Source organism: Streptomyces sp. UG1, from assembly GCF_049974585.1.
Taxonomy (GTDB): Bacteria; Actinomycetota; Actinomycetes; order Streptomycetales; family Streptomycetaceae; genus Streptomyces.
On sequence record NZ_JBNGGG010000027.1, the window covers coordinates 24,081 to 48,238 of the forward strand.

17 protein-coding genes and 1 pseudogene are annotated in these 24,158 nt (G+C 71.4%); 11 read left to right on the forward strand and 7 right to left on the reverse strand.

The annotated features are described in order from the left end of the window. Positions 1-45 precede the first annotated feature (45 nt). Complete coding sequence (locus ACP4J3_RS28210) at positions 46-1,812, reverse strand: SGNH/GDSL hydrolase family protein (RefSeq protein WP_426538863.1); 1,767 nt, start codon at positions 1,810-1,812, stop codon at positions 46-48. Between the two features lie 252 nt (positions 1,813-2,064). On the opposite strand from ACP4J3_RS28210, the gene ACP4J3_RS28215 reads away from it, so the two are divergent. Next, a complete protein-coding gene (locus ACP4J3_RS28215) occupies positions 2,065-2,472 on the forward strand; it encodes a DUF6278 family protein (protein WP_426538864.1) in 408 nt (135 codons plus the stop codon). A gap of 260 nt (positions 2,473-2,732) precedes the next feature. Here the strand turns inward: ACP4J3_RS28215 and ACP4J3_RS28220 are convergent, their stop codons facing one another. Then, entirely contained in the window at positions 2,733-4,301 is a 1,569-nt protein-coding gene (locus ACP4J3_RS28220; RefSeq protein ID WP_426538865.1) for a CocE/NonD family hydrolase, read from the reverse strand. Positions 4,302-4,417: 116 nt separating this feature from the next. Next, a complete protein-coding gene (locus ACP4J3_RS28225) occupies positions 4,418-5,185 on the reverse strand; it encodes a hypothetical protein (protein WP_426538866.1) in 768 nt (255 codons plus the stop codon). A 117-nt stretch (positions 5,186-5,302) separates the two neighbouring features. Here ACP4J3_RS28225 and ggt point away from each other — a divergent pair, with 117 nt between their 5' ends. Next, positions 5,303-7,102, forward strand: a complete 1,800-nt coding sequence (ggt, locus tag ACP4J3_RS28230) for a gamma-glutamyltransferase (protein WP_426538867.1) — start codon at positions 5,303-5,305, stop codon at positions 7,100-7,102. Positions 7,103-7,125: 23 nt separating this feature from the next. Here the strand turns inward: ggt and ACP4J3_RS28235 are convergent, their stop codons facing one another. Both ACP4J3_RS28235 and map read right to left on the reverse strand, forming a co-directional pair. Further along, a complete protein-coding gene (locus ACP4J3_RS28235; protein ID WP_426538868.1) occupies positions 7,126-9,681 on the reverse strand; it encodes an ATP-dependent Clp protease ATP-binding subunit in 2,556 nt (851 codons plus the stop codon). 259 nt (positions 9,682-9,940) lie between these two features. Next, positions 9,941-10,708 (reverse strand): type I methionyl aminopeptidase, encoded by a 768-nt coding sequence (gene map, locus ACP4J3_RS28240; RefSeq protein ID WP_426538869.1) that lies wholly within the window; start codon positions 10,706-10,708, stop codon positions 9,941-9,943. An 86-nt stretch (positions 10,709-10,794) separates the two neighbouring features. On the opposite strand from map, the gene ACP4J3_RS28245 reads away from it, so the two are divergent. The 9 genes from ACP4J3_RS28245 (at position 10,795) to ACP4J3_RS28285 (ending at position 22,256) form a co-directional block, all read left to right on the forward strand. Further along, on the forward strand, positions 10,795-11,055 hold the full coding sequence (locus tag ACP4J3_RS28245) for a helix-turn-helix domain-containing protein (protein WP_426538870.1): 261 nt from the start codon (positions 10,795-10,797) through the stop codon (positions 11,053-11,055). Between the two features lie 130 nt (positions 11,056-11,185). After that, positions 11,186-13,096 (forward strand): hypothetical protein, encoded by a 1,911-nt coding sequence (locus ACP4J3_RS28250; RefSeq protein WP_426538871.1) that lies wholly within the window; start codon positions 11,186-11,188, stop codon positions 13,094-13,096. Between the two features lie 191 nt (positions 13,097-13,287). Next, complete coding sequence (locus ACP4J3_RS28255) at positions 13,288-14,130, forward strand: nitrilase-related carbon-nitrogen hydrolase (RefSeq protein ID WP_426538872.1); 843 nt, start codon at positions 13,288-13,290, stop codon at positions 14,128-14,130. Beyond that, the gene (locus ACP4J3_RS28260; RefSeq protein ID WP_426538873.1) at positions 14,127-15,410 is read left to right on the forward strand and encodes an aspartate aminotransferase family protein; all 1,284 of its coding nucleotides are present in this window, start codon (positions 14,127-14,129) and stop codon (positions 15,408-15,410) included. The genes ACP4J3_RS28255 and ACP4J3_RS28260 overlap by 4 nt, the downstream gene beginning before the upstream one ends. Positions 15,411-15,474: 64 nt before the next feature. Next, complete coding sequence (locus ACP4J3_RS28265) at positions 15,475-17,043, forward strand: PucR family transcriptional regulator (protein WP_426538874.1); 1,569 nt, start codon at positions 15,475-15,477, stop codon at positions 17,041-17,043. A 155-nt stretch (positions 17,044-17,198) separates the two neighbouring features. Then, a complete protein-coding gene (locus ACP4J3_RS28270) occupies positions 17,199-18,041 on the forward strand; it encodes a nitrilase-related carbon-nitrogen hydrolase (protein WP_426538875.1) in 843 nt (280 codons plus the stop codon). Positions 18,042-18,135: 94 nt separating this feature from the next. Next, positions 18,136-19,539 carry a dihydropyrimidinase gene (gene hydA / locus ACP4J3_RS28275; protein ID WP_426538876.1) on the forward strand — a complete coding sequence of 468 codons (1,404 nt, stop codon included), beginning with the start codon at positions 18,136-18,138 and terminating at the stop codon, positions 19,537-19,539. An 11-nt stretch (positions 19,540-19,550) separates the two neighbouring features. Beyond that, positions 19,551-20,576: a TIGR03842 family LLM class F420-dependent oxidoreductase gene (locus ACP4J3_RS28280; RefSeq protein WP_426538877.1), complete on the forward strand. Its 1,026-nt coding sequence runs from the start codon at positions 19,551-19,553 to the stop codon at positions 20,574-20,576. A 129-nt stretch (positions 20,577-20,705) separates the two neighbouring features. Then, complete coding sequence (locus tag ACP4J3_RS28285; protein WP_426538878.1) at positions 20,706-22,256, forward strand: NCS1 family nucleobase:cation symporter-1; 1,551 nt, start codon at positions 20,706-20,708, stop codon at positions 22,254-22,256. A gap of 39 nt (positions 22,257-22,295) precedes the next feature. On the opposite strand, the gene ACP4J3_RS28290 is transcribed toward ACP4J3_RS28285, so the two are convergent. Next, a complete protein-coding gene (locus ACP4J3_RS28290; protein WP_426538879.1) occupies positions 22,296-22,961 on the reverse strand; it encodes a hypothetical protein in 666 nt (221 codons plus the stop codon). Between the two features lie 160 nt (positions 22,962-23,121). Continuing rightward, a pseudogene (locus ACP4J3_RS28295) lies at positions 23,122-23,718 on the reverse strand (carboxymuconolactone decarboxylase family protein); the annotation flags it as partial. Positions 23,719-24,158 lie beyond the last annotated feature (440 nt).

A 24,158-nucleotide genomic window follows, 5' to 3' on the forward strand; every position in this document is an offset into this window, starting at 1 on the left:
CCGTTCAGGCCGATACGGGGGTCCGGGGGCAGAGCCCCCGGACGGTCACGGCACCAACGCCCGCAGATCCACCGACTCGGCCAGCGCAGCGAGCCCCGCGTCTCCCGGATGCAGATGATCCCCACTGTCGTACGCGGGCAGCATCCGGGAGGGCCGCGCCGGGTCCCGAACCACGGCGTCGAAGTCGAGGACGCCGTCGAACACCCCGGCACCGCGGATCCACGCGTTCACCGCGGAGCGCTCGGCATCGACGGCGGCCGTGCACCGAGCCTCCCCCTCGCACGGCAGAATCGTCGCCGCCAGCATCCGCAGCCCCCGCGCATGCCCCCGGTCCGCGATCGCGCGCAGACCGGCGATCACCTGCTGCGAGGTCGTGCCCCACCGCACATCGTTGATGCCCTCGAACACCACCGCCGTACGTACTGACGTCTGGGCCACGACATCCCGGTCGAACCGGTACAGCGCACTCACCCCGGCCGTGTCCGTGGAGACCCCGTCCCCGGGATAGCGGTCGGAGACCACACGGTTGCCCGAGATCCCCTGGTTGAGCACCCCATAGCGCGGGACCACACTCTGGTTCAGCAGCCGTGTGGCCAGCACATCGGGCCACCGCCGGTTCGCGTCCGGCGTCGACTTGTCGCCGTCGGTGATCGAGTCCCCCAGCAGCACCACGGACCCCGGACCGCCGCCCACGTCGACGCCGGTCAGCAGCGGCCAACTGGTCAGGACGGTGCCGTACGCCGCCGCGGACGTGTCCGCCGTGTGGTCGCCCGGCGCGCTCACATATGACCGCTGCTGCGCGAGCCGGTGCACGGGCGCGGCCGGCACGGTCCCCGGCAGATGGAAGCTCACCAGCAGATTGGCGTCCGCCGGCACGGCGAAGCCCAGCGGATCGCTGTACGCCTGCGCCCCCGCCGGGATCTCGACGCCCGCCGCGCCCCGGAACGCCACCCGCACCGGCGTCGCCTTCGCCGCCGCGCCCGCCCGCTGCACCGCCACCGTGGCGCTGCCGATCCGTACCGGCCCCGCCGCGAAGGTGTTGTCGAACCGCAGCCGCACCCGCGGCCCGCCCACCGAGGTGTGCACCACCAGGCGCAGCGTCCGGTCGGTCCACGGCCCCACGGCCGGGTAGCCGCCCGTCGCCGTCGCCCAACTCCCCGTCCAGCCCGGGGTCGGGGCACGTACCGCCACCGCGAACACATGCAGCCCACTCGCCTGCGGCAGCCGTACGGCGGCGACCTCGCGGCCCCGCAGGATCGGGACGGTGACGACGTACAGCCGCGCCCGTTCGGCGAGTTGGCCGCCGGGGGTGTTGATGTGCGGGAGGGCGACCGCCTTCGTGGCGAGCGGGCCGGTGCGCCAGTCGGGGGCGGTCAGGTGGTAGGCGGACCGGGCGCCGTCGGCGTAGAGCACCGTCCCCGCGCCGCCGGTGTCGGTGCCGGCCGTGCCCGCCACCAGGAAGGCGAGCGCGTCGCCGTGGCCGTGCATGCGCACGTCCTGACCGGCGGCGAGGACGTTGTCCGGCTCGCCCGGCCGCCGGTTCGGCCAGGTCAGTGCGGCGCCCTGCACGGTCAGCGCGCGGCCGGGCGTCCAGCCGGCGGCCGCGAGGTCCCGCGCCGACAGGGAGGCGCCCGACCCGTCGAAGTTCGCCGCGGCGGGCCGGGCGTCGTCGCTGACGGCCCTGTTGTCGAAGAGCTGTTCCAGCGGGAGCGGCGCGGCTGCGCGCCGGCCCGCCGCCTGTGCGGAGACGCTCGGCACCAGGGCCGCGAAGAGGGCGAGGACGACCGCGGAGATCCACACACATCGGCGCACTGCCGACTCCTCCCGTTTCACGACCGCTCAGGACTGCGTATGACTGCGCATGACTTCAGGCGACACACTCGGGCGAGACGTTCAGTGAGACGTTCGACGAGACGTTCCGACGAGACGCAAGACGCACGGAGAAGTTAGAGAGGCGCCCGTGACCCGTCAACGAGCCATGCCAGAAGTCGACGTGAACTCGACCGGAATCGGGGGTCCGCGCGCCTGTGGTGCGTTCGGCAGTGCGAATGACACGCTGTGCGTATGAAGATCCCTTTTCTGGGCCACCGGCCCGAGAAACGCGGGGCCCCCGACCCCGAGGGCATCGCCGAACTCCTCTCCGAGTGCGAACTCCTGCGCTCCCACGCGTCCAGAGCCGGGATCCAACTCGATGACACCGCAGCATCGTTGGAGGCCCTGGATCAGTTGCTCCCGCGCTGGCGGGACGACGAGGAGGTGCTGCCCTGGCTGGGCAACGACGCCGGGCTGTATCTCGGCACCGTCATCGTGCGCACCGTGCCCGGGGCCGTCTGGGAGATCTGGCCGGACGGTCAGCCGGTCGTCCGGCTCGCCTCCGGCCGTGAGTTCGACGTCGTGTCCTCGGGCCGGGAGTGGGCCGCGAGCGGGGTGCCCGAGCTGTCGCAGGTGTACGCGGAGGTCGCGGAAACGTGAGGCCCTGATCCCGGCCCGACATAAGCGCGACGTAAATACGGCTTATGCCCGAAAAGTGCGTGTCGTGCGCTATGTTCAGTTTTGTCCGGATAGTTTGCGATCATCGCCAGACCGCTGAACAGGGCCCCCATCTCGCCGTGTCCGACCTCGACTACGATGTTCCGTCCGTCCCCAAGGCCGTGGCGGTGGCACCAGCCACGACCGGGGACGCTGCTGCCGCAGCAGTCACAGAGCCATACCCGTCCGGCGCCGGCCGGAGATCACTGCTCGCGCAGTGGGATCGACACGTACGACGGGTCGTTCGCCGGCGAGGAGAAGGTCAGCCGCGCGCCGGACGGGTTGTGCTCGATGTAGAGCGGGTCGACCGTGTCGACGACCAGGGCGAGATGATGCCCGGCCGGGACGTCGTAGGCCGTGGAGTACAGCTCCAGGTCGACGCCGAACGGCTGTCCGGGCGTTCGTCCGTGGAAGGTGTACGGCGCGTTGCTGACCAGCTTGCCGAGGCCGAGCGGGCCCATGTCGTAGAGGTAGGCGACGAGGGTGCCGCTCTCCTTGGTCGGGGTGACGGTGGTGTGCAACTTCGTGGTGCCGCGCACGCGTTGCGCCGTGGGGTACTTCTCGGACTGCCATACGGCCGCCCAGCGGCGGGGCAGCAGCGGGATCGAGGCCATCGGGGGCAGCTTGGCCACCTGGTCGAGGATGCTGGAGAGGAAGACGACGCCGCCGTTCGCCCCCGAGTCGATGTTGGTGTGGATCGTCTTCGTGCCGCCGAGGGCGATCTTCCTGTCGGTCGCGGCCACCGACTTCCAGTCCGGGTAGCCCTCGTAGCCGTCGCCGGAGCGGGACTTGAGCCGGACCGGCAGCTCGCGGTTGATGCCGTTGTCCGCGCCCTTGAGGTAGTGGTCGAACCAGCGCTCGGTGTCCTTCCACACGTCGTTGGGCAGGCCGAACAGCCCGGTCAGCTCGGCGGTGGCGTGGTCGCCGGGACGGAACTCCAGCCGCTTGGGGCCGGTCAGCTTCTCGTAGAAGCCCGCGTACTGGTTGGGCGGGAAGATCGTGTCACCCCAGGCGTTGGCCATCATGACCGCCGCGCCGCTGTCGTTGAGTTGGTCCACATATGTGGCGACCGAACGTTTCTTCCCCCAGTTGATGATGTCCTGTTCCCTGGACAGGTTGGAGGCGTAGAAGTCGTTGAAGATCTGCCGCAGTTCGGCGCTCTGGCGGCCGGTGACCAGGCTCGCGCCGTCGAGCAGGGCCGCGGCCTGGACGCTCTGGGTGCGGCCCGAGTAGATCGAGCCGATGAGGTCGGCCCAGCCGCTGAGGGCGGCGACCGCCCGGACCCGCTTGTCGTGCGCGGCGGCCAGCAGGCTGATGCCGGCGCCGTACGAGACGCCCGCCATGCCGACGCGCCGAGTGTCGGCCGGGGTGTTGGCGAGCGCCCAGTCGATCACCCTGGACGCGTCGGCTATGTCGGGCGGGCCCGCCACTTCTATCTCGCCGCCCGACTGCCAGAACCCGCGCACGTTGTAACTGACCACGATGTAGCCCGAGTTCGCGAGCCTCTGCGCCTGCGCGAAATACTCCACCTGGGGCAGGCCCCAGCTCGTGGGCAGTACGAGCAGCGGGTAGCGGCGGCTGCCGTCGGCGCCGGCCGGAGTGACGACGTTCGCCTTGAGGGTGGTGCCGCCGTCGCCGGTGATGTCGACGAAGCGGACGCTGGCGGGGGCCGCCTGGGCGGCGGGGGCGAGCCCGAGGGCGCTACCGGCGACCAGGGTCGCGGAGACGGCGCCCACGGCGGTCGTACGCAGGGCCTTGCGTTGGGTTCCCACAGGTCACTCCTCACTCGTGTCAATGCAAAGTGACCGAACGGTAACCGGGGCCTCTTACCGCAAGTAACCCGCCGGTAAGTTACGTGGGGGTAACGATTGCCGGAATGTGATGGACCTCAGGAGGCGCGGTGTGAGTTTCGTGCGGGGGCGGCCTCCGTGGACGGCAGGGGAGCCTGCGCGGCCCGCGTCACATCCGCGACCAGTTCGACGACGTCCGGGCCGTACGCCTGCGAGTTGACGACCTTCAGCAGCAGGACGAAGGAGGAGTTGCCGTGCTTGCGCAGCAGCTTCCCGTGGTTCCGGGCGAGGTAGCGCACGGCGGCGTGGTTGGTGTTGGAGTGCTGGCCGCAGGCGAGGAAGACGGGGCGGGCGTCCGAGCTCGTCCGGCCTGCCGTCAAACGGGCCAGCAGTACGTGCTCGACTGTCCCTCTTTCCCATCGGTAGCGTTCGCTGCCCACCCGGATGGCGCCCCGGTCCGGCCCCGGCTCGCTGTCCGTGTTGACCTCGACGCCAGGCAGCAGTGACCGCAGGTGCGCCGCCATCCGCTGGTTGGACACCGGCCCGCCGACACAGAACTCCGTGCGCTCGCCGAAGCCCTGCTGCATCGCGTCATGGGCCACGATCTGCGCGTGTGCCCCGCAGTCCTTGATGATCGCGGACAGCTCCAGCAGTGCGAACACATCGCGCCGTGCCACGGTCCAGTCGCCGCCGCCCGCCGACCGGTTGACCACCAGCAGGCACTCGGAGTTGTCCGGCAGCCCGAAGAACCGCTGCTTTCGGCGGAGCCTGCGCTTCCACAGGTAGGTGCGGGCCAGCCAGCCGAGCGCGGCACTGATGCCGGCCGCGACCACGCCCAGGACGATGTTGCGCACGTCGTCATTCATGGGCGCGCATGGTAGCGGGCGAACGCAAACCGTTGTTCGAGACAGGTGCCCGTGCGCTCCTGACGAGGGCATGCCGATCGAATAGGCTGCGCGAACGGTCCCTGACTGGAGGTGCGGATGCGTCGCCCTGTCGTGCGGAAACTGTCGGTCCTGGCGGTCTCGGCCGCCGTGGTGTCGGTGGGCGCGGCGGCGCCCCCCGCCGCCCAGCACAGCCCCGTCCAGAAGGTCCCGGTCGCCGTCGGCCACGGCGGCGCGGTCGCCAGCGTCGACGCGGACGCCTCCGCGGCCGGCATCGAGGTCCTGCGCAGGGGCGGCAACGCCGTCGACGCCGCCGTCGCCACGGCCGCCGCGCTCGGCGTGACCGAGCCCTACTCGGCCGGCATCGGCGGAGGCGGCTACTTCGTCTACTACGACGCCAAGTCCCGCACGGTGCGCACCATCGACGGCCGGGAGACCGCGCCGCTGAGCGCCGACTCCGAGCTGTTCGTCGAGAACGGCACCGCGATCCCCTTCGCCCAGGCCGTCAGCAGCGGCCTGAGCGTCGGCACCCCCGGCACGCCCGCCACCTGGCAGCAGGCGCTGGACAAGTGGGGGAGCAAGAGCCTGCGATCGGTGCTCGGGCCCGCCGAGCGCCTGGCCCGCGACGGCTTCACCGTCGACGACACCTTCCGCGCGCAGACCGCCGCCAACGAGACCCGGTTCCGCTACTTCCCGGACACCGCGAAGCTGTTCCTGCCGAACGGGGCGCTGCCGGTGGTCGGCTCCACCTTCAAGAACCCCGACCTCGCCCGCACCTACGCCGAGCTGGCGCGCAAGGGCGTCGGCGCGCTCTACCGGGGCGGCATCGCCGAGGACATCGTCGACACGGTCAACAAGCCGCCCGTGGACCCCGCCTCCGGCTGGAACGCCCGCCCCGGTGACCTGTCCGCCAAGGACCTGGCCGCCTACCGCGCCAAGTTCCAGGCGCCCACCAAGACGTCGTACCGCGGTCTCGGCGTCTACTCCATGGCGCCCTCTTCCTCCGGCGGCACGACGGTCGGCGAGGCCCTCAACATCCTGGAGAACACGGACCTGTCGAAGGCGAGCGAGGTCCAGTACCTGCACCGCTATATCGAGGCCGGCCGCATCGCGTTCGCCGATCGCGGGCGCTGGGTCGGCGACCCCGCCTTCGAGGACGTACCCACGAAGGAACTGCTGTCGCAGCGGTACGCCGACTCGCGCGCGTGCCTGATCAAGGACGACGCGGTGCTGACGAGCCCGGTCGCGCCGGGCGACCCGCGCAACCCGGCGGCCTGCGACGCCAGTGGCACGGCGGCGCCGACCACGTACGAGGGCGACAGCACCACCCACCTCACGGTGGCCGACAAGTGGGGCAACGTCGTCTCCTACACGCTGACCATCGAGCAGACCGGCGGCAGCGGCATCACCGTCCCCGGCCGCGGCTTCATCCTCAACAACGAGCTGACCGACTTCTCCTTCACCCCGGCCAACCCGGCCGTCCACGACCCGAACCTGCCCGGACCCGGCAAGCGGCCGCGCTCGTCCATGTCGCCGACCATCGTGCTGGACCGGCACGCCAAGCCGGTCGTCGCGCTCGGTTCGCCCGGTGGCGCGACCATCATCACCACCGTGCTCCAGACCCTGACCGGATTCCTCGACCGGGGCCTGCCGCTGGTCGACGCGATCGCCGCGCCGCGCGCCAGCCAGCGCAACCAGACCACCACCGAACTCGAACCGGGCCTGTACGACAGCCCGCTCAGGGCCCGGCTGGAGGCCATCGGACACGGCTTCCGGCGCAACCCCGAGATCGGTGCCGCCACGGCCGTACAGCGGCTGCCGGGCGGCAAGTGGCTCGCCGCCGCCGAGAAGGTACGGCGGGGCGGGGGCTCGGCGATGGTGGTGTGGCCGGCGTCCTAGGGCCTCGGAGTCCGGCGCAGGCCTCAGAGTTCAGGGGCGGGCGGCAGGTCCTCCGTGCGGAAGGCGAGCCGCCCGTTCTCCACGTCCACCGTCACCCGGCCGCCCTCGCCGATCCGGCCGTCCAGGAGCAGCCGGGAGAGCTGGTTGTCGACCTCCCGCTGGATGGTGCGGCGCAGCGGGCGGGCGCCGTACTCGGGCTGGTAGCCGCGCTCGGAGAGCCAGTCGACGGCCGCGCCGGTGAAGTCGACCGCCACGCCCTGGGCGTGCAGCAGCCGGCGCGTTTTGTCCAGCAGCAGGCTGGTGATCCGCTCCAACTGCTCGGGGGTGAGCTGGCGGAAGACGACGATCTCGTCGATGCGGTTGAGGAATTCGGGCCGGAAGTGCTGGCGCAGCGGCCGCAGGATGCGCTCCTGCCGGGCCTCCTCGTCGGCCTCCCGGTCGCCCGCGCCGAACCCGATCCCGGCGCCGCCCCGGCTGATCGCCTCCGAGCCGAGGTTGCTGGTCATCACGACGACCGCGTTGGTGAAGTCGACGGTCCGGCCCTGCGAGTCGGTCAGCCGGCCGTCGTCGAGCACCTGCAGCAGGATGTTGAAGACGTCCGGGTGGGCCTTCTCGACCTCGTCGAGCAGCAGCAGCGAGTACGGGTGCCGACGCACCACCTCGGTGAGCTGTCCGGCCTCCTCGTGGCCGACGTAGCCGGGCGGGGCGCCGATCAGGCGGCTGACGGTGTGCCGTTCCTGGTACTCGCTCATGTCGAGGCGGACCATGCGCTCCTCGCTGCCGAACAGCGCCTCGGCCAGCGCCCGGGCCAGCTCGGTCTTGCCGACGCCGGTCGGGCCGAGGAAGAGGAAGCTGCCGATCGGCCGGTCGGGGCTGGCCAGTCCGGCCCGCGAGCGCAGCACCGCGTCGGAGACCACGCGCACCGCCTCGTCCTGCCCGACGACCCGCTCGTGCAGATGCTCCTGAAGGCCGAGCAGCCGGTCCTTCTCCTCCTCGGTGAGGCTGCTCACCGGGATGCCGGTCTGCCGGGACACGACCTCGGCGATCGCCTCGGCGGTGACCTCCAGGTGCATGCCCTCGTCGACCTCCTCGTCGCCGGAGGCGTCCACGATGCGCTTCTTCAACTCGACGATGCGGTCGCGCAGTTGCGTGGCCTGCTCATAGCTCTCGTCGGCGACGGCCTGGTCCTTGTCCCGGGTGAGCTGCTCGACCTCGCGCTCCATGGCCCGTACGTCCGTGCCCTTGGTCCGCGCGCGCAGCCGCACCCGGGCGCCCGCCTGGTCGATCAGGTCGATGGCCTTGTCGGGCAGCCGGCGGTCGGTGAGGTACCGGTCGGACAACTCGACGGCGGCGACGAGCGCCTCGTCCGTGTAGCGGACCTGGTGGTGGGCCTCGTAGCGGTCGCGCAGCCCGCGCAGGATCTCGATGGCGTCCGCCGTCGTCGGCTCGGGAACCATGATCGGCTGGAAGCGGCGGGAGAGCGCCGCGTCCTTCTCGATCCTGCGGTACTCCTCCAGCGTCGTCGCGCCCACGACGTGCAGCTCGCCGCGGGCGAGGGCCGGCTTGAGGATGTTCCCGGCGTCCATGGACCCGCCCTCGCCGCCGCCTCCGGCGCCCACGACGGTGTGCAGCTCGTCGATGAACACGATCAGCCGGTCGGAGTGCGAGCGGATCTCGTCGACGATGTTGGTGAGCCGCTCCTCGAAGTCACCCCGGTAACGGGTGCCGGCCACCACGGCGGTCAGGTCCAGCGCGACCACCCGGCGCCCACTGAGCACGTCCGGCACGTCGCCGTCGGCGATCCGCTGCGCCAGGCCCTCCACGATCGCGGTCTTGCCGACGCCCGCGTCACCGATGAGCACCGGGTTGTTCTTGCCGCGCCGGGAGAGCACCTCGACGGTCTGCTCGATCTCCTCGTCCCGGCCGATCACCGGGTCGATACGGCCCTGGCGGGCGAGGTCGGTGAGATCGCGGCCGTACTTGTCGAGGGTGGGCGTACCGGTGTCGACGCGGGGCCGCTGGTCGACGCGGGGAGCCCGGGGCTGGGCGGCCTCCGGGACCTCGGGCGGCCTGCCGGACGGGGCGAAGTGGGCCGCGTTCAGGATGTGCCCGGCGGCCGAGTCGGGGTTCGCGGCCAGGGCGCTGAGCACATGCTCCGGGCCGATGTAGCCAGCGCCGCGCGCCCGGGCCAGGTCGTGCGCGTCCAGCAGGGCGCGCTTGGCGGCCGGGGTGAGCGAGAGCGACGTCGGCGGCGGGGCCTCGCCCGGCGGGTGCTGCACCGGGCCCGACCGCTCGTCGATCTCCGTCGCGAGCGAGTCGGGGTCCGCGCCGGCCCGCGTCAGCAGAGTCCGCGTCGGCTCGGCGGACAGCGCGGCGCGCAGCAGATGCTGGGTGTCCAGGTCCCGGCTGCCGTGCTCGGCGGCGTACTGGGCGGCGCCCCGCACCAGCTCCCGGGCCGGCTGACTGAGCAGCCGGCCGATATCGATCTGCCGGGGCCCGGGGCGCGGTCCGCCGAAGAAGCGGGCGAGGAATTCTCCGAAGGGGTCGTAGTCCTCGGGACCACTGAAGCCGCTGGTCATGGCGTTCCCATCCGGCGTCCCTGCGCGGGCAGGGTCGCCCTCGCTGATCGACGTGCCGGAATCGGGTAACCCGGGCGAAAGCCGGTTACACCTGGCCGCGCGTTCGTAGAACACCTTCGCACGAACGGGGGCGGGGGGCACCTTCAGGGACGGCGGGAATCTGTGTGAGCGCTCCGCTGGAAGTGCCGCGATGGGTCGTGTTTTGTCTGAGGCTGTGTGGGGGCTGGTCGCGCAGTTCCCCGCGCCCCTCGGGGCCCGCTCAGCGTGCCGTCAGGATTCGCGGTCCCGTCTCCGTGATCGCCACCGTGTGCTCCATGTGGGCCGCGCGGGAGCCGTCGTTCGTGCGTAGGGTCCAGCCGTCCGGGGCCGCGTGGTAGCCGTCCTTGCCGCTCGCGATGAGCATCGGCTCGATGGCGAGGACCATGCCGTGCCGCAGCGGCAGGCCTCGCCCGGGGCGGCCCTCGTTCGGCACCCCCGGATCCTCGTGCATCTTGCGGCCGATGCCGTGCCCGCCGAAGCCGTCCGGGATGCCGTACCCGGCTGAGCGGCACACCGTGCCGATCGCGTAGGCGATGTCGCCGATGCGGTTGCCGACCACGGCCGCGTCGATGGCCGCCGTCAGCGCCCGCTCCGCCGTCTCGATCAGCCGTACGTCGGCCGGACGCGCCCTGCCGACGGTGAAGCTGATCGCCGAGTCGCCCGCCCAGCCGCCCAGTTCGGCGCCGCAGTCGATGGAGACCAGGTCGCCGTCGCGCAGCCGGTAGCCGGTCGGGATGCCGTGCACGATCGCGTCGTTCACCGAGGCGCAGATGACGGCGGGGAAGGGGACGGGCGCGAAGGCGGGGCGATAGCCGAGGAAGGGCGACGACGCCCCCGCCCCGCGCAGCACCTCGCGCGCCACCTCGTCCAGCTCCAGCAGGGAAACCCCCACGTCGGCGGCCTTGTGCACGGCCGTCAGGGCCTGCCCGACGACCTGCCCGGCCTCGTACATCGCATCGATCGACTTGTTCGTCTTCAGCTCCACCATGCCAATTACTATACCGGTATTTGAATGGGGGGTGAGTGGGGTGGTGAGTGGGGCGGGCGGACGGAGGCGGTATTAGAATGGGTGTCATGGTGCGCACCCCTCTCACCCCCGAAGAGCGCGAACGCGGCGAGCGGCTGGGCCTGCTGCTGCGCGAGGCCCGTGGCGGTCGCAGCATGGCGGAGGTCGCGGCGAGCGCCGGCATCTCCGCCGAGACGCTGCGCAAGATCGAGACCGGCCGGGCGCCGACCCCGGCGTTCTTCACGGTGGCCGCGCTGGCGGACGTACTCGGGCTGTCGATGGACGAGCTGGTCGGGCGCTGCGCGTCGGTGGTCGAGGCCGCCGCCTGACGGGTGCGCACGTCACGTTCCGGCAGTTGGGGCGTACTCTGCGTTCAATTCGAAAACTTCCCGTAGCGCGCCCGTAACACGGCTGGTGTTGCCTAACGGACCGGAGTGTTCCGGTCTGGCGGGAGTTGAGATGTCAGTGGATCAACTCCCGGCTCGGATGCGGGAGTTCGTGGACTACCTGGACGGCCTCATGGCGCGCCTGGATCAGGGCGGCGGTTGGTGTGGGGTGTTCTGGCAGCGCGATCCCGAGGGCATGCGGGCCTGTCTCGACGGGCGGGAAGTACCGCCCTGGGACGTGGTGGCGTCCCTGCTGCACGACCTCGCCGCCCAGTACGGCACCGGCGGCGCCGGCCCCGAGACCGAACGCGCCCGCGCTCTGCACACCGCCGCCCTCGCCGCGTACGACGCCCGTCCCGGCGGGCGCGACGCCCTCGGGGACCGCCTCGACGTGATGCTCCGAGAACAGCGTTACGCCGCCGAACGGCAGGCGGAACTGGGCCGGTTGCTCGCCTCCGCCACCACCCGGGAGGAGGCCGACACCATCCGCCTCGACCTGGCCTGGGCCCGCGACGACCACGAACGCGCGACCGCACGATGCGCCGAACTCCGGGGCCGGATGGCCGACTTGGAGTGGCAGGCGGCGGGTGCGCGCGGGCAGGAGATACGGCGGGAGCGGGTGGGGGAGGGGGCCGTTTTCCGCGTCGATGAGGGGGGCGAGGGGCACGGGTCCGCTGGTGACCGGTCCGGCGACGACGGCGGGTTCGGCGAGGACCGGTTCCGGGGCGGTCGGACGGGCAGCGAACGGCATGGTGGCGGCGGCTCGCTCGCCGGCGAGGGCGAGTGGCACTCCCGTGCGGGGGCGACGGAGCGCCCTGGCTCCGATCGGGGGCGACCCGCGGGCCTCTACAGCGCGGGAGACCTCGCGGGGGCGTCCGACCGGCCGCAAGCGCACGGCCCTGCTGCCGACGGTCGCCGATCCGCAGCGGGTTCGATGGGCCACGCCGGTCCCGTGGAAGCCACTGGGGCCCGCGACTGGCCGCAGGTGCATGGCTCTGGTGTCGACGGTCGCGGATCCGCAGCGGGTTCGATGGGCCACGCCGGTCCCGGGGAGGCCACCGCGGCATCCGATCGGCCGCATGCGCCCGGCACCGGCACCGACGGCCGCCGCTTCGCCGCTGATCCGATGAGTCACCCCGGTCCCACGGCACCCGACCGGTCGGAGACGCAGCGGGCCCCCGCTCCCGCCGCGTCCGGCAATCCCGACCCGGCCCCGTCGAGCACCCCCGAACCCACCCCCAAGCAGCGCAAACGCCGCCGGGGCAGCGCGCGCTTCGCCGGGATCGTCGAGGAGGAGGCCGCCCCCGTCGTCGTACCGCCGACCGAGCAGCCCGTGCTCCCCGCTCAGGCCGCCGTCACCAGCCGCCGCACCCCGCGTGGAGCCCGGTTCGCCGGGGTCGCCGCCCAGGAGGCTGCCGTGCCGCCCGTGGAGTCGCAGGACCGGGCGCTGGGCACGGGGGATCGGCAGGAGGTCGCCGGGGTCGTGGAGGCGCTGGTGCGGCTGCGGGGCGAGGGGCGCAGCGGTGAGGCGCATGTGCTGCTCGTCGAGGCCGCGCACTGGCCCGCCGAACGCCTGCCGCTGCTGGCCGCGGAGATGCGGCGCGCCGGGCTCGGGGCGGACTGGGCGACCCTGCTGTGGGAGGCCGCCTCGCTGCCCGCCGAGCGGCTGGTCGCCGCCGCCGACGCGCTGACCGCGGCGGGGCGGGCCGAGGACGGGGAGCAGATCCTGCGCCAGGGCGTGCTGCGGCCCGCGCCGGAGATCGGGCAGGCCGTACTGGGGCTGGTCGGCGAGGGGCGCCGCCGGGAGGTCCGCGCGCTGCTCGACGCGTACGTCCGCATGCGCACCCCGGAGGAGGCGGCGCGCAGCGTCGCACCCGATCCGAAGACGCTTGTGCCGCTCCTGCTGGAGGCCGCCAAGGGCGTCTCCGAGGAGCGCCAGTGGGATCTCGTCCACGCCCTCCGGGTCGCCGGCGTCACGGCCTGATCCTTCCGGCGCGCCATGCCGTCCCACCCCTCCCACCGGCCCCATCCATCACCCACAGGAGGGTGAAACCTGATCGACTCGGCGGGTTAACGGCGACGGTCTTGGCAAGGCTCTCCCGGGGGCTTACTTTCGAGCCTCTACGGCCCCTCTACGGGCGTAGAGGCTCTGACGTCCCGTCGAAGGAGCAGCTCATGGCCAACGTCGTACGCGCCGCCCTGGTCCAGGCCACCTGGACCGGCGACACCGAGTCCATGGTGGCGAAACACGAGGAGCATGCCCGGGAGGCGGCCCGGCAGGGTGCGAAGGTCATCGGCTTCCAGGAAGTCTTCAACGCTCCCTACTTCTGCCAGGTCCAGGAGCCCGAGCACTACGACTGGGCCGAGCCCGTCCCCGACGGGCCCACCGTGCGCCGTATGCGGGAGCTGGCGCGCGAGACCGGCATGGTGATCGTCGTGCCCGTCTTCGAGGTCGAGGGCTCCGGCTTCTACTACAACACCGCCGCCGTGATCGACTCCGACGGCACCTTCCTCGGCAAGTACCGCAAGCACCACATCCCGCAGGTCAAGGGCTTCTGGGAGAAGTACTACTTCAAGCCCGGCAATCTGGGGTGGCCGGTCTTCGACACCGCCGTGGGGAAGGTGGGCGTCTATATCTGCTACGACCGCCACTTCCCGGAAGGGTGGCGGCAACTCGGGCTCAACGGCGCTCAGTTGGTCTACAACCCGTCCGCCACCTCGCGCGGTCTGTCCGCCTACCTCTGGCAGCTCGAGCAGCCCGCGGCGGCCGTCGCCAACGAGTACTTCATCGCCGCGATCAACCGGGTGGGCCAGGAGCCGTACGGCGACAACGACTTCTACGGGACGAGCTATTTCGTCGATCCACGTGGGCAGGTTGTCGGGGAGATCGCCAGCGACAAGAGCGAGGAGCTCGTCGTGCGCGACCTCGACTTCGACCTGATCGACGAGGTGCGGCAGCAGTGGGCCTTCTACCGCGACCGCCGCCCCGACGCCTACGAAGGACTGGTGCAGCCGTGACCAAGGACCTGCTGGGACGCCACCGAGCCGTCATGCCCGACTGGCTCGCCCTGTACTACGAGGAGCCGCTGGAGATCACCCACGGCGAGGGCCGCCACGTCTGGGACGTCGAGGGCAACCGCTACCTCGACTTCTTCGGCGGCATCCTCACCACGATGACCGCGCACGCGCTGCCCGAGGTCACCAAGGCGGTGAGCGAGCAGGCCGGGCGGATCATCCACTCCTCCACCCTGTACCTCAACCGGCCCATGGTCGAACTCGCCGAGCGCATCGCCCAGTTGAGCGGCATCCCGGACGCCCGCGTCTTCTTCACCACCTCCGGCACCGAGGCCAACGACACCGCCCTGCTGCTCGCGACGGCCCACCGGCAGAGCAACTCGGTCCTGGCGATGCGCAACAGCTACCACGGCCGCTCCTTCAGCGCGGTCGGCATCACCGGCAACCGCGGCTGGTCGCCGACCTCGCTGTCCCCGCTGCAGACGCTGTACGTCCACGGCGGGGTGCGCACCCGCGGCCCGTACGCCCAGCTCTCCGACGACGACTTCATCGCCGCCTGCGTCGAGGACCTGAAGGACCTGCTCGGCCACACCCGCCCGCCCGCCGCGCTGATCGCCGAGCCCATCCAGGGCGTCGGCGGCTTCACCTCGCCGCCCGACGGGCTGTACGCCGCCTTCCGGGACGTCCTCGCCGAGCACGGCATCCTGTGGATCGCCGACGAGGTGCAGACCGGCTGGGGCCGCACCGGCGACCACTTCTGGGGCTGGCAGGCGCATGCGGAGTCCGGCCCGCCGGACATGCTGACCTTCGCCAAGGGCATCGGCAACGGCATGTCCATCGGCGGGGTCGTCGCCCGCGCCGAGATCATGAACTGCCTGGACGCCAACAGCATCTCGACCTTCGGCGGCACCCAGATCACCATGGCGGCCGGCCTCGCCAACCTCTCCTACCTGCTGGAGCACGACCTCCAGGGCAACGCCCGGCGGGTCGGCGGACTGCTCCTGGAACGGCTGCGGGCCGTCGCCGCGCAGGTGCCGCACGTACGGGAGGTGCGCGGCCGGGGCCTGATGCTGGGCCTCGAGCTGACCAGGCCCGGCACGGACGAGGCCGACCCCGCTGCCGCGTCCGCGGTGCTGGAGGCGGCCCGCGAGGGCGGACTGCTCATCGGCAAGGGCGGCGGACACAACACCACGTCCCTGCGGATCGCCCCGCCCCTGTCCCTCACCGTCGCGGAGGCCGAGGAGGGCGCCGCGATCCTGGAGAACGCACTGCGGAGCATCTAGCAGGACCCACCTGAGCACACATGCAGCACATGCGGCACATGCAGCACATGTAAGGGAACCCGCCATGACCACCATCCCGGAACCCCTGGAACCCGCCCTGTCGGTCCGGCAGGTCCTCACCCTGGAGCGGGTGCTGGCCGGGGAGCCCGAGGTGGTGGCCGGCGCCGGTCAGCTCGACCGGCCGGTGCGCTGGGTGCATGTCGCCGAGGCGCCGGACGTCGGGGTGATGCTCACCGGCGGCGAGATGGTGCTCACCACCGGCGTGCTGCTCGCCGGGGACGAGGACAAGCAGGCCGAGTACATCCGCTCCCTGTACCGGGCCGAGGCGGCGGCCGTCGTCCTCGGTCTCGGGCGGGCGTTCCCGGCCCCGCCGGACGTGATGCGCCGGGCCGCCGAGCGGTGCGGGCTGCCCATGGTCGTCCTGCACCGGCCGTTCCCCTTCGCGGAACTGACCGAGGAGGTCCAGTCCCGGCTCGTGCGGCGGAAGTTCGCCGCCGTCAGCCTCTCCGAATCCGTACGGACCACGCTCACCGCGCTCATCACCGCCGGTGCCCCGCTGCAGAGCCTGCTCGACGAGGTCGCCTCGCACAGCGCCTGCCCCGTCGTGGTCACCAACCTCGCCCACCGCGTCCTCGCCACCGCGGGGGAGCGGTCCGCGGTGGACGACGTGCTGCGCGACTGGGAGCGCATCGCCCGGCAGGCCGGCGGCAGCGAGGGCGACGGCTGGATCCGCGCCGAACTGGGCGGACGCGGCGAGCGGTGGGGGCAGATCGTGCTGTGCGGGCACCGCGGCGACACCGCCACCGGACGCCTGCTCGCCGACCGTGCCGCCGAGGCCCTCGTCCTGCACCGCATGCTCGGCGGCAACTCCGCGCACACCTGGGAGGAGCAGTCCGCGCAGAGCCTGCTGACCGACCTCGTCAGCGGGGTCGTACCGGCGCGCCAGTTGCTGCCACGCGCGCGTGCCGCCGGGCTGCCCGTCAACCGGCGCACCTTCGTGCCGCTCGTGGTGCGGGACGGTGACGCGGCCCAACTGGAGCGTGTGCTACGGATGCTGGGGCTGTCCGGGATCGTGGCCGAGCTCGCCGACGGGGCCACCGCCGTGCTGCTCAGCCTCGCCCGGGACCAGGACGCCGCCGTGCTCGTCGCGAACTTCGCCGCCCGGGTGCGCTCCGAGTCGGGGGCCGCCCAGGCCGTCGTGGCCGCCGCGGACGCCCGTACCGCCTGGGACGACGTGCCCGCCGGGCTGCGCGAGGCCCAGCACGTCGCCGACGCCGTCGCCGACTCCTCGGGCGCCCTCGACCTGCCGGCCGTCGTACGCCTGAAGGACGTCCATCTGCGCGGCCTGATCCGGCTGTTGCGCGACGACCCGTATGTGCAGTCCTTCGCGGAGCGGGAGCTGGACGGGCTGCTGTGCACAGCGGCCGACGACGACATGCTGTCCGTGCTGCGGACCTATCTCGCGACCGGCCGGAACAAGTCCCGCACCGCCCAGCTCCACCATGTCTCGCGGCCCGCGCTCTACCGCCGCCTGGAGGCGATACAGACGCGGCTCGGCGTCGACCTCGACGACTTCGAACAGGCCGCGTCCGTGCACATCGCCCTCCTCGCACACGACGCGCAACAGCGCTGAAACCTGCCACGACCTGGGAAAACGGCGGTGAAACATGGGACCACGACAGGGTGACACCGTGGCACGCCGCACGCCCCCAGACGTGACACCGTGCAACTCAAACCGACGGACCGGACTTCCTAGGCTCCTCGCACACCGAGCGACCGGAGGTCCCGATGAGCCGAGTGATTCGTGCCGCCCTCTTCCAGACCGCGTGGACCGGCGACAAGGAATCCATGATCCAGGTACACGAGCAGGCGGCCCGCGACGCGGCCGCACAAGGTGCTCAAGTGCTGTGCTTCCAGGAGCTGTTCTACGGACCGTACTTCTGCCAGGTGCAGGACAAGGCGTTCTACGAGTACGCCGAGCAGATCCCCGAGGGCCCGACCGTGCGGCGCTTCCAGGCGCTCGCGAAGGAACTCGGCATCGTCCTCGTCCTGCCGATGTACGAGGAGGAGCAGCCGGGCGTCCTCTACAACACCGCAGCCGTGATCGACGCCGACGGCTCCTACCTCGGCAAGTACCGCAAGACCCACATCCCCCAAGTGCAGGGATTCTGGGAGAAGTTCTACTTCCGCCCGGGGAACAGCGGCTGGCCCGTCTTCGAGACCGCCGTCGGGAAGATCGGCGTCTACATCTGCTACGACCGGCACTTCCCGGAGGGCTGGCGGGCGCTGGGCCTGGGCGGCGCCGAGATCGTGTTCAACCCCTCGGCCACCTCCCGCGGGCTCTCCCGCTATCTGTGGCAGCTCGAGCAGCCGGCCGCGGCCGTCGCCAACGAGTACTTCGTGGGCGCGATCAACCGCGTCGGCGTGGAGGAACTCGGCGAGAACGACTTCTACGGCACCACCTACTTCGTGGACCCCGAGGCCCAGTTCGTCGGCGAGGTGGCCAGCGACAAGGAGACCGAACTGGTCGTACGCGACCTGGACTTGGCGAAGCTCCGGGAGGTCCGAGACCGCTGGCAGTTCTACAGGGACCGCGCCCCGGGGGCGTACGGACCACTGACAGCCCCGTAAAAACGCCGTCAGCGCCGCCAACCCAGGGGCGCGGGGAACTGCGCGACCAGCCCCACACAACCGCCACTTCGACACTGTGAGGAGCGACCACGACATGACCGGCCGAACAGTAATCCGCGGCGGCCTCGTCATCACCGCATCCGACGAGATGCACGCCGATGTCCTGATCGAGGACGGCCGTATCACCGCCCTCGCCGCCGCCGGAACGTCCGCCGCCGAGGCCTTCACCGCCGAGCGGACCATCGACGCCGCCGGGAAGTACGTCATCCCGGGCGGCGTCGACGCCCACACCCACATGGAGCTGCCGTTCGGCGGCACCTTCGCCGCCGACACCTTCGAGACCGGCACCCGGGCCGCCGCCTGGGGCGGTACGACCACCATCGTCGACTTCGCCGTGCAGAGCGTGGGCCACTCGCTGCGCGAGGGCCTCGACGCCTGGCACGCCAAGGCCGAGGGCAACTGCGCGATCGACTACGGCTTCCACATGATCGTCTCCGATGTGAACCAGGAGACGCTCAAGGAGATGGACCTGCTGGTCGAGGAGGGCGTGACCAGCTTCAAGCAGTTCATGGCCTACCCGGGCGTCTTCTACTCCGACGACGGCCAGATCCTGCGCGCCATGCAGCGCTCCGCCGAGAACGGCGGCCTGATCATGATGCACGCCGAGAACGGCATCGCGATCGACGTGCTCGTCGAACAGGCGCTGGCGCGCGGCGAGACCGATCCCCGCTACCACGGCGAGGTCCGCAAGGCGCTCCTCGAAGCCGAGGCAACCCACCGCGCCATCAAGCTCGCGCAGGTCGCGGGGGCGCCCCTGTACGTCGTGCACGTCTCGGCCATGGAGGCAGTGGCCGAGCTGGCACGGGCCCGCGACGAGGGGCTGAACGTCTTCGGCGAGACCTGTCCGCAGTATCTGTTCCTGTCCACCGACAACCTCGCCGAGCCGGACTTCGAGGGCGCGAAGTACGTGTGCTCGACGCCGCTGCGGCCGCGCGAGCACCAGGCCCAGCTCTGGAAGGGCCTGCGGACGAACGACCTCCAGGTCGTCTCCACCGACCACTGCCCGTTCTGCTTCGTGGGCCAGAAGGAGCTGGGGCGAGGCGACTTCTCGAAGATCCCCAACGGCCTTCCCGGCGTCGAGAACCGGATGGACCTGCTGCACCAGGCCGTCGTCGACGGCCACATCTCGCGCCGCCGCTGGATCGAGATCGCCTGCGCGACCCCGGCCCGGATGTTCGGCATGTACCCGAAGAAGGGCACCATCGCACCGGGCGCCGACGCCGACGTCGTGATCTACGACCCGCGCGCCGAGCAGGTCATGTCCGCCGGCACCCACCACATGAACGTCGACTACTCGGCGTACGAGGGCAAGCGCACCACCGGCCGGGTCGAGACGGTCCTCTCGCGCGGCGAACCCGTCATCACCGAGCGGGAGTACACCGGCCACGCCGGGCACGGCGTCTACACGCCCCGCTCCACCTGCCAGTACCTCAACTAGGAGCGGAGCCCATGGACTTCGGACTCGTCCTGCAGACCGACCCGCCCGCCTCGCGGGTCGTCAGCCTGATGAAACGCGCCGAGCGCAGCGGTTTCACCTACGGCTGGACCTTCGACTCCGCCGTGCTGTGGCAGGAGCCGTTCGTGATCTACAGCCAGATCCTGGCCAACACCCAGATGCTGACCGTCGGCCCGATGGTGACCAACCCCGGCACCCGCACCTGGGAGGTCACCGCCTCCACCTTCGCCACCCTCAACGACATGTTCGGCAACCGCACGGTCTGCGGCATCGGCCGCGGCGACTCGGCCATGCGCGTCGCCGGCCGCAAGCCCAACACCCTGGCCCGCATCAGCGAGGCCATGAAGGTCATCCGGGCGCTCGGCAGCGGCCAGGAGGCCGACCTCGGCGGCGGTACGGTCGTCAGGTTCCCGTGGATCAAGGAGGGCGCCCAACTCCCCGTGTGGATGGCGGCGTACGGCCCGAAGGCCCTGAAGATGACCGGCGAGGAGGCCGACGGGTTCATCCTGCAGCTCGCCGACCTCTATCTCACCGAGTACATGGTCAAGGCCGTGAAGGACGCGGCGGTCGCCGCTGGCCGCGACCCCTCCGAGGTGAAGATCTGCGTCGCCGCCCCGGCCTACGTCACCGAGGACGACTCGCCCGCCGCGCTCGCCCACGCGCGCGAGCAGTGCCGCTGGTTCGGCGGGATGGTCGGCAACCATGTGGCCGACCTGGTGTCCAGGTACGGCGAGCACTCCGCCGCCGTACCCGACGAACTCACCGACTACATCAAGGCCCGCGAGGGGTACGACTACTCCCATCACGGACGCGCCGACAACCCCGACACCGCGTTCGTGCCCGACGAGATCGTCGACCGGTTCTGCATCGTCGGACCGGTCGAGAGGCACATCGAGAAGCTGAACGCGCTGCGTGAGCTGGGCGTCGACCAGTTCGCCGTCTACGACATGCACGACGCGCAGGAAGCCGTGATCGAGGCCTACGGCCAGAAGGTCATCCCCGCGGTCAACGCCGCCTGACGTACGCCCCATCGCCTCGCACCGCTCCACCCGACCCCCCACCTTGTTCTCCCCTCCCGCCGTCCCGGGAGGGGGCCCAAGGCCCCCGCACGGCCTATCCCGTCCCGCTGCTCATCGATTGGCCTGCCCATGACCGACATAGCCCCCACGGGGTCGCCCAGCACCCTGAGAGCCCCCGACGGCCGGATCGAACTCGGCCCCGACGCCTTCCCCGCCGACAGCCCCTTCGCCAACGAGGACCTGCGTCCGGTGCCGCTCGCCGAGCGGCGCTGGACGACGTACAACTTCGCCGCGCTGTGGATCGGCATGGCGGTCAACGTCCCGTCGTGGACGCTCGCCGCCGGTCTGGTCGCGCTCGGCATGGACTGGAAGCAGTCCGTGCTCACCATCGCGCTCGGCAACGTCATCGTGCTGCTGCCGATGCTGCTCACCGGGCACGCCGGACCGAAGTACGGCATTCCGTTCCCCGTGCTGGCCCGTGCCTCCTTCGGGGTGCGCGGCGCCAATCTGCCCGCGCTGCTGCGAGGGTTGGTGGCCTGTGCGTGGTTCGGCATCCAGACCTGGATCGGCGGGCAGTCCATCTACTTCCTCGCCGGGAAGATGTTCGGCGCGGGCAGTTGGTGGAGCGACGCCGGCAAGGTGGGCGGCTATCCGTGGACGCAGTGGCTGTGCTTCCTGCTGTTCTTCGCCGTGGAGATCGTCATCATCCTGCGCGGCATGGACGCGGTGCGGAAGCTGGAGAACTGGGCGGCTCCGCTGATGCTGGCGGGCGCGGTGGCGCTGCTGGTGTGGATCGCGAACAAGGCGGGCGGCTTCGGCCCGCTGCTCGACCAGCCCTCGCAGCTCGGCTGGGGCGCCGACTTCTGGAAGGTCTTCTTCCCGGCGCTGATGGGCATGATCGGCTTCTGGTCGACGCTCTCCCTCAACATCCCCGACTTCACCCGCTTCGGCGCCGGGCAGAAGGCCCAGGTGTGGGGCCAGTCGCTGGGACTGCCCACCACCATGGCCGCCTTCGCGCTGCTGTCGGTGCTGGTCACCTCGGGCGCACAGGCCGTGTACGGCGAGCCGATCTGGGACCCGAGCCAGCTCGCGGCCCGGATGGACAGCACGGTCGGAGTGCTCTTCGCGCTCTTCATCCTGCTGCTCGCCACGCTGTCCACGAACATCGCCGCCAACCTGGTCAGCCCGGCCTACGACCTGTCCAACCTGGCCCCGAAGCTCATCAGCTTCCGTACCGGCGCGCTGATCGCCTGCTTCGTCGGCGTGATCATCTTCCCGTGGAAGCTGATCGAGAACCCGGACATCTACATCTTCACCTGGCTGGGCACGGTCGGCGGCCTCCTCGGCACCGTGGCCGGCATCCTCATCGCCGACTACTGGCTGGTCCGCCGCACCCACCTGGACCTGCCCGGCCTCTACACCGAGGGCAGCCGCTACTGGTACGGCTCCGGCTGGAACTGGCGGGCCCTGGTGGCCTTCGCCGTGGGCGCCGTCCTCGCGGTGGGCGGCTCGTACTCCAGTGTCGACGCCGACGGCAACAAGGCCGGCCCCTTCCCGGCGGACGGACTCGTGCCGTTCCTCAAGCCGCTCGCCGACTACGGCTGGGCGGTGGGCCTGGGCGCGTCGCTGGTGCTGTACGTGGTGCTGATGGGCGGCCGCAAGGAGCGGGCCGAGGCCTGACGATCCATCCTCGGAGTCCTCGGAGTCCTCGGAGGGCGGTCACTCCTTGCCGTCCTCCAAGGACGCCACCGCCTCCTTGGCCGCCTTGATCGCGCCCTTGTTGATCTCGTCCGTGTCCGGCGCCTTCTTCGACTCGAAGTCGCTGCCGCTGTAGGTGATGGAGACCAGCGCGTTGGAGGAGCGGACCATCACCACGCCCTCCCGGGTCTGCTGCTTGTCCTCGGTGGTGAGGTTCACGACGGAGTAGCCCGCGTCGCCGATACCGGGAACCTCGCCGCCGCCGCTCTTGGCCGCGACGCGCTCCTTGAAGGACTCCGCCGCGGCCTCGTCCGACGCCGTGATCTCGAAGGAGACGTCCAGCCAGCGGTAGTCGTAGCCCTTGAGCGCGTTCCACGAGCAGGTGCGGCGCAGCTTCGAGTCCGTCGACGGGATCTCCTTGCCGGCCGTCCTGGCGCCCGGCACGAGGTCCTTTATCGACGTCTCGGCGAGGCTGCCGCAGGGCGAGGGAGCGGCGGAGTACGTCTTCGACACGGCCGCCGTCGCGGGCGCCGAGGGTGAGTCGCCCTCGGTCTTCTGCGTCGCCGTCCGGTCCTCGGCGGCCGGCGTCGCGGCGGGGCCGGACGACAGCGCCCAGCCCGCCGCGGCGAGCACGACGACGGGCGACAGGCGCGCGGTGAGGGCGAGCGGCAAGGGAAGAGAACGCACGGCGCACTTTTCGTGGGGGACGGTGCGGAGGGGGTCCGCACTGCGGACGGGACGCCAGTGTCACACGACTCCCTGTGGGGCGGAAGTGCCAACTCGCTCCGTGCCGACGCCATTACGCAAGGGTCCCAATTGCGCGGTGACCTGGGGGAGTTACATGGCTTTACCGGGCCTCCTGGATGATTTGGGCGGAGATAGCGCTTTCAATCCGGTCCACGGCGAGGAAGGCGCCGTACGCGACCAGGTGCACCAGACAGTGGTCGGTGTGCTCCGGCCGGCGCCAGGCCGCCACGTCCTCGTCCGTGATCCGGTACGGCGCGAGGGCGGCCAGCAGCGCCAGCCGCGCCCCGGGACGCTCCCGGCGGTCCGGGAAGCCGTCCGGGGTGAGCGGCGGATGGGTGCCGTCCCAGTCCTGGAGGGCCGCCTCCAGGAAGTGGTGGTCGTCGGCGTCCAGCAGGCCCCCGCCCCGCATGGCCGCCCTGAGCAGCGCCGCGTACGCGAGACCGACGGGCGTGCCGCCCGCCCACGCGGGTGCCTCGCCGGGGTCGATGGCGTCGAGCAGCGCGAGGGAGTGGCCGGGACGGGCGGGGCGGCGCACGGTCCGGGACAGCGCGCGGCCCGCGATGCTCCGTACGGCCCGGAAGCGCTGGGCGCCCGCCGGGAGCAGGTTCTCGGTCAGCAGGGCCGACGCGATCCGGTTGATGAAGTGGAAGGTGAGCGCGGTGCCGAGGTAGGCGGGGGCGTGCTCGCGCGGGAAGGGTGGCAACTGCTCTCGAGGGGTGCATATGAGGCTGGCTTAGCTCGATCGTGTGATGACCGGCTTCCGGGCTTGCAGTGCGCTGGGCCGTTCGGGTTAGCGTTGCTGTGCGATCTGGGACGCCGGGTGCGGTGCCAGCGTGCGGGGCCCCTGTTTCACCGGAGTGATGGTTCAGGGCCTCCCCGTCGCCTCTGGCCGCACCCACATGGCCAGGTCGCGCAGGGAACTGGCCTCCCGGGCTCGGACCACGCACGCGATGCGTGTCGCCGCCCCGGGGTCGAGTACGCCGGGGACCAGTGCGCTCAAGACCGTTCGGGGCGTGCGGCTGATGGGCTTGGCTCCTGCTCAGCCTTCAGGAACGGTTCGGTGTGACGGAAGGGTGTGGACCCCGGCAGCAGCACGGGCTGCCGGGCTGGACAAGTCGTCTTACCGCCGACGCCAGT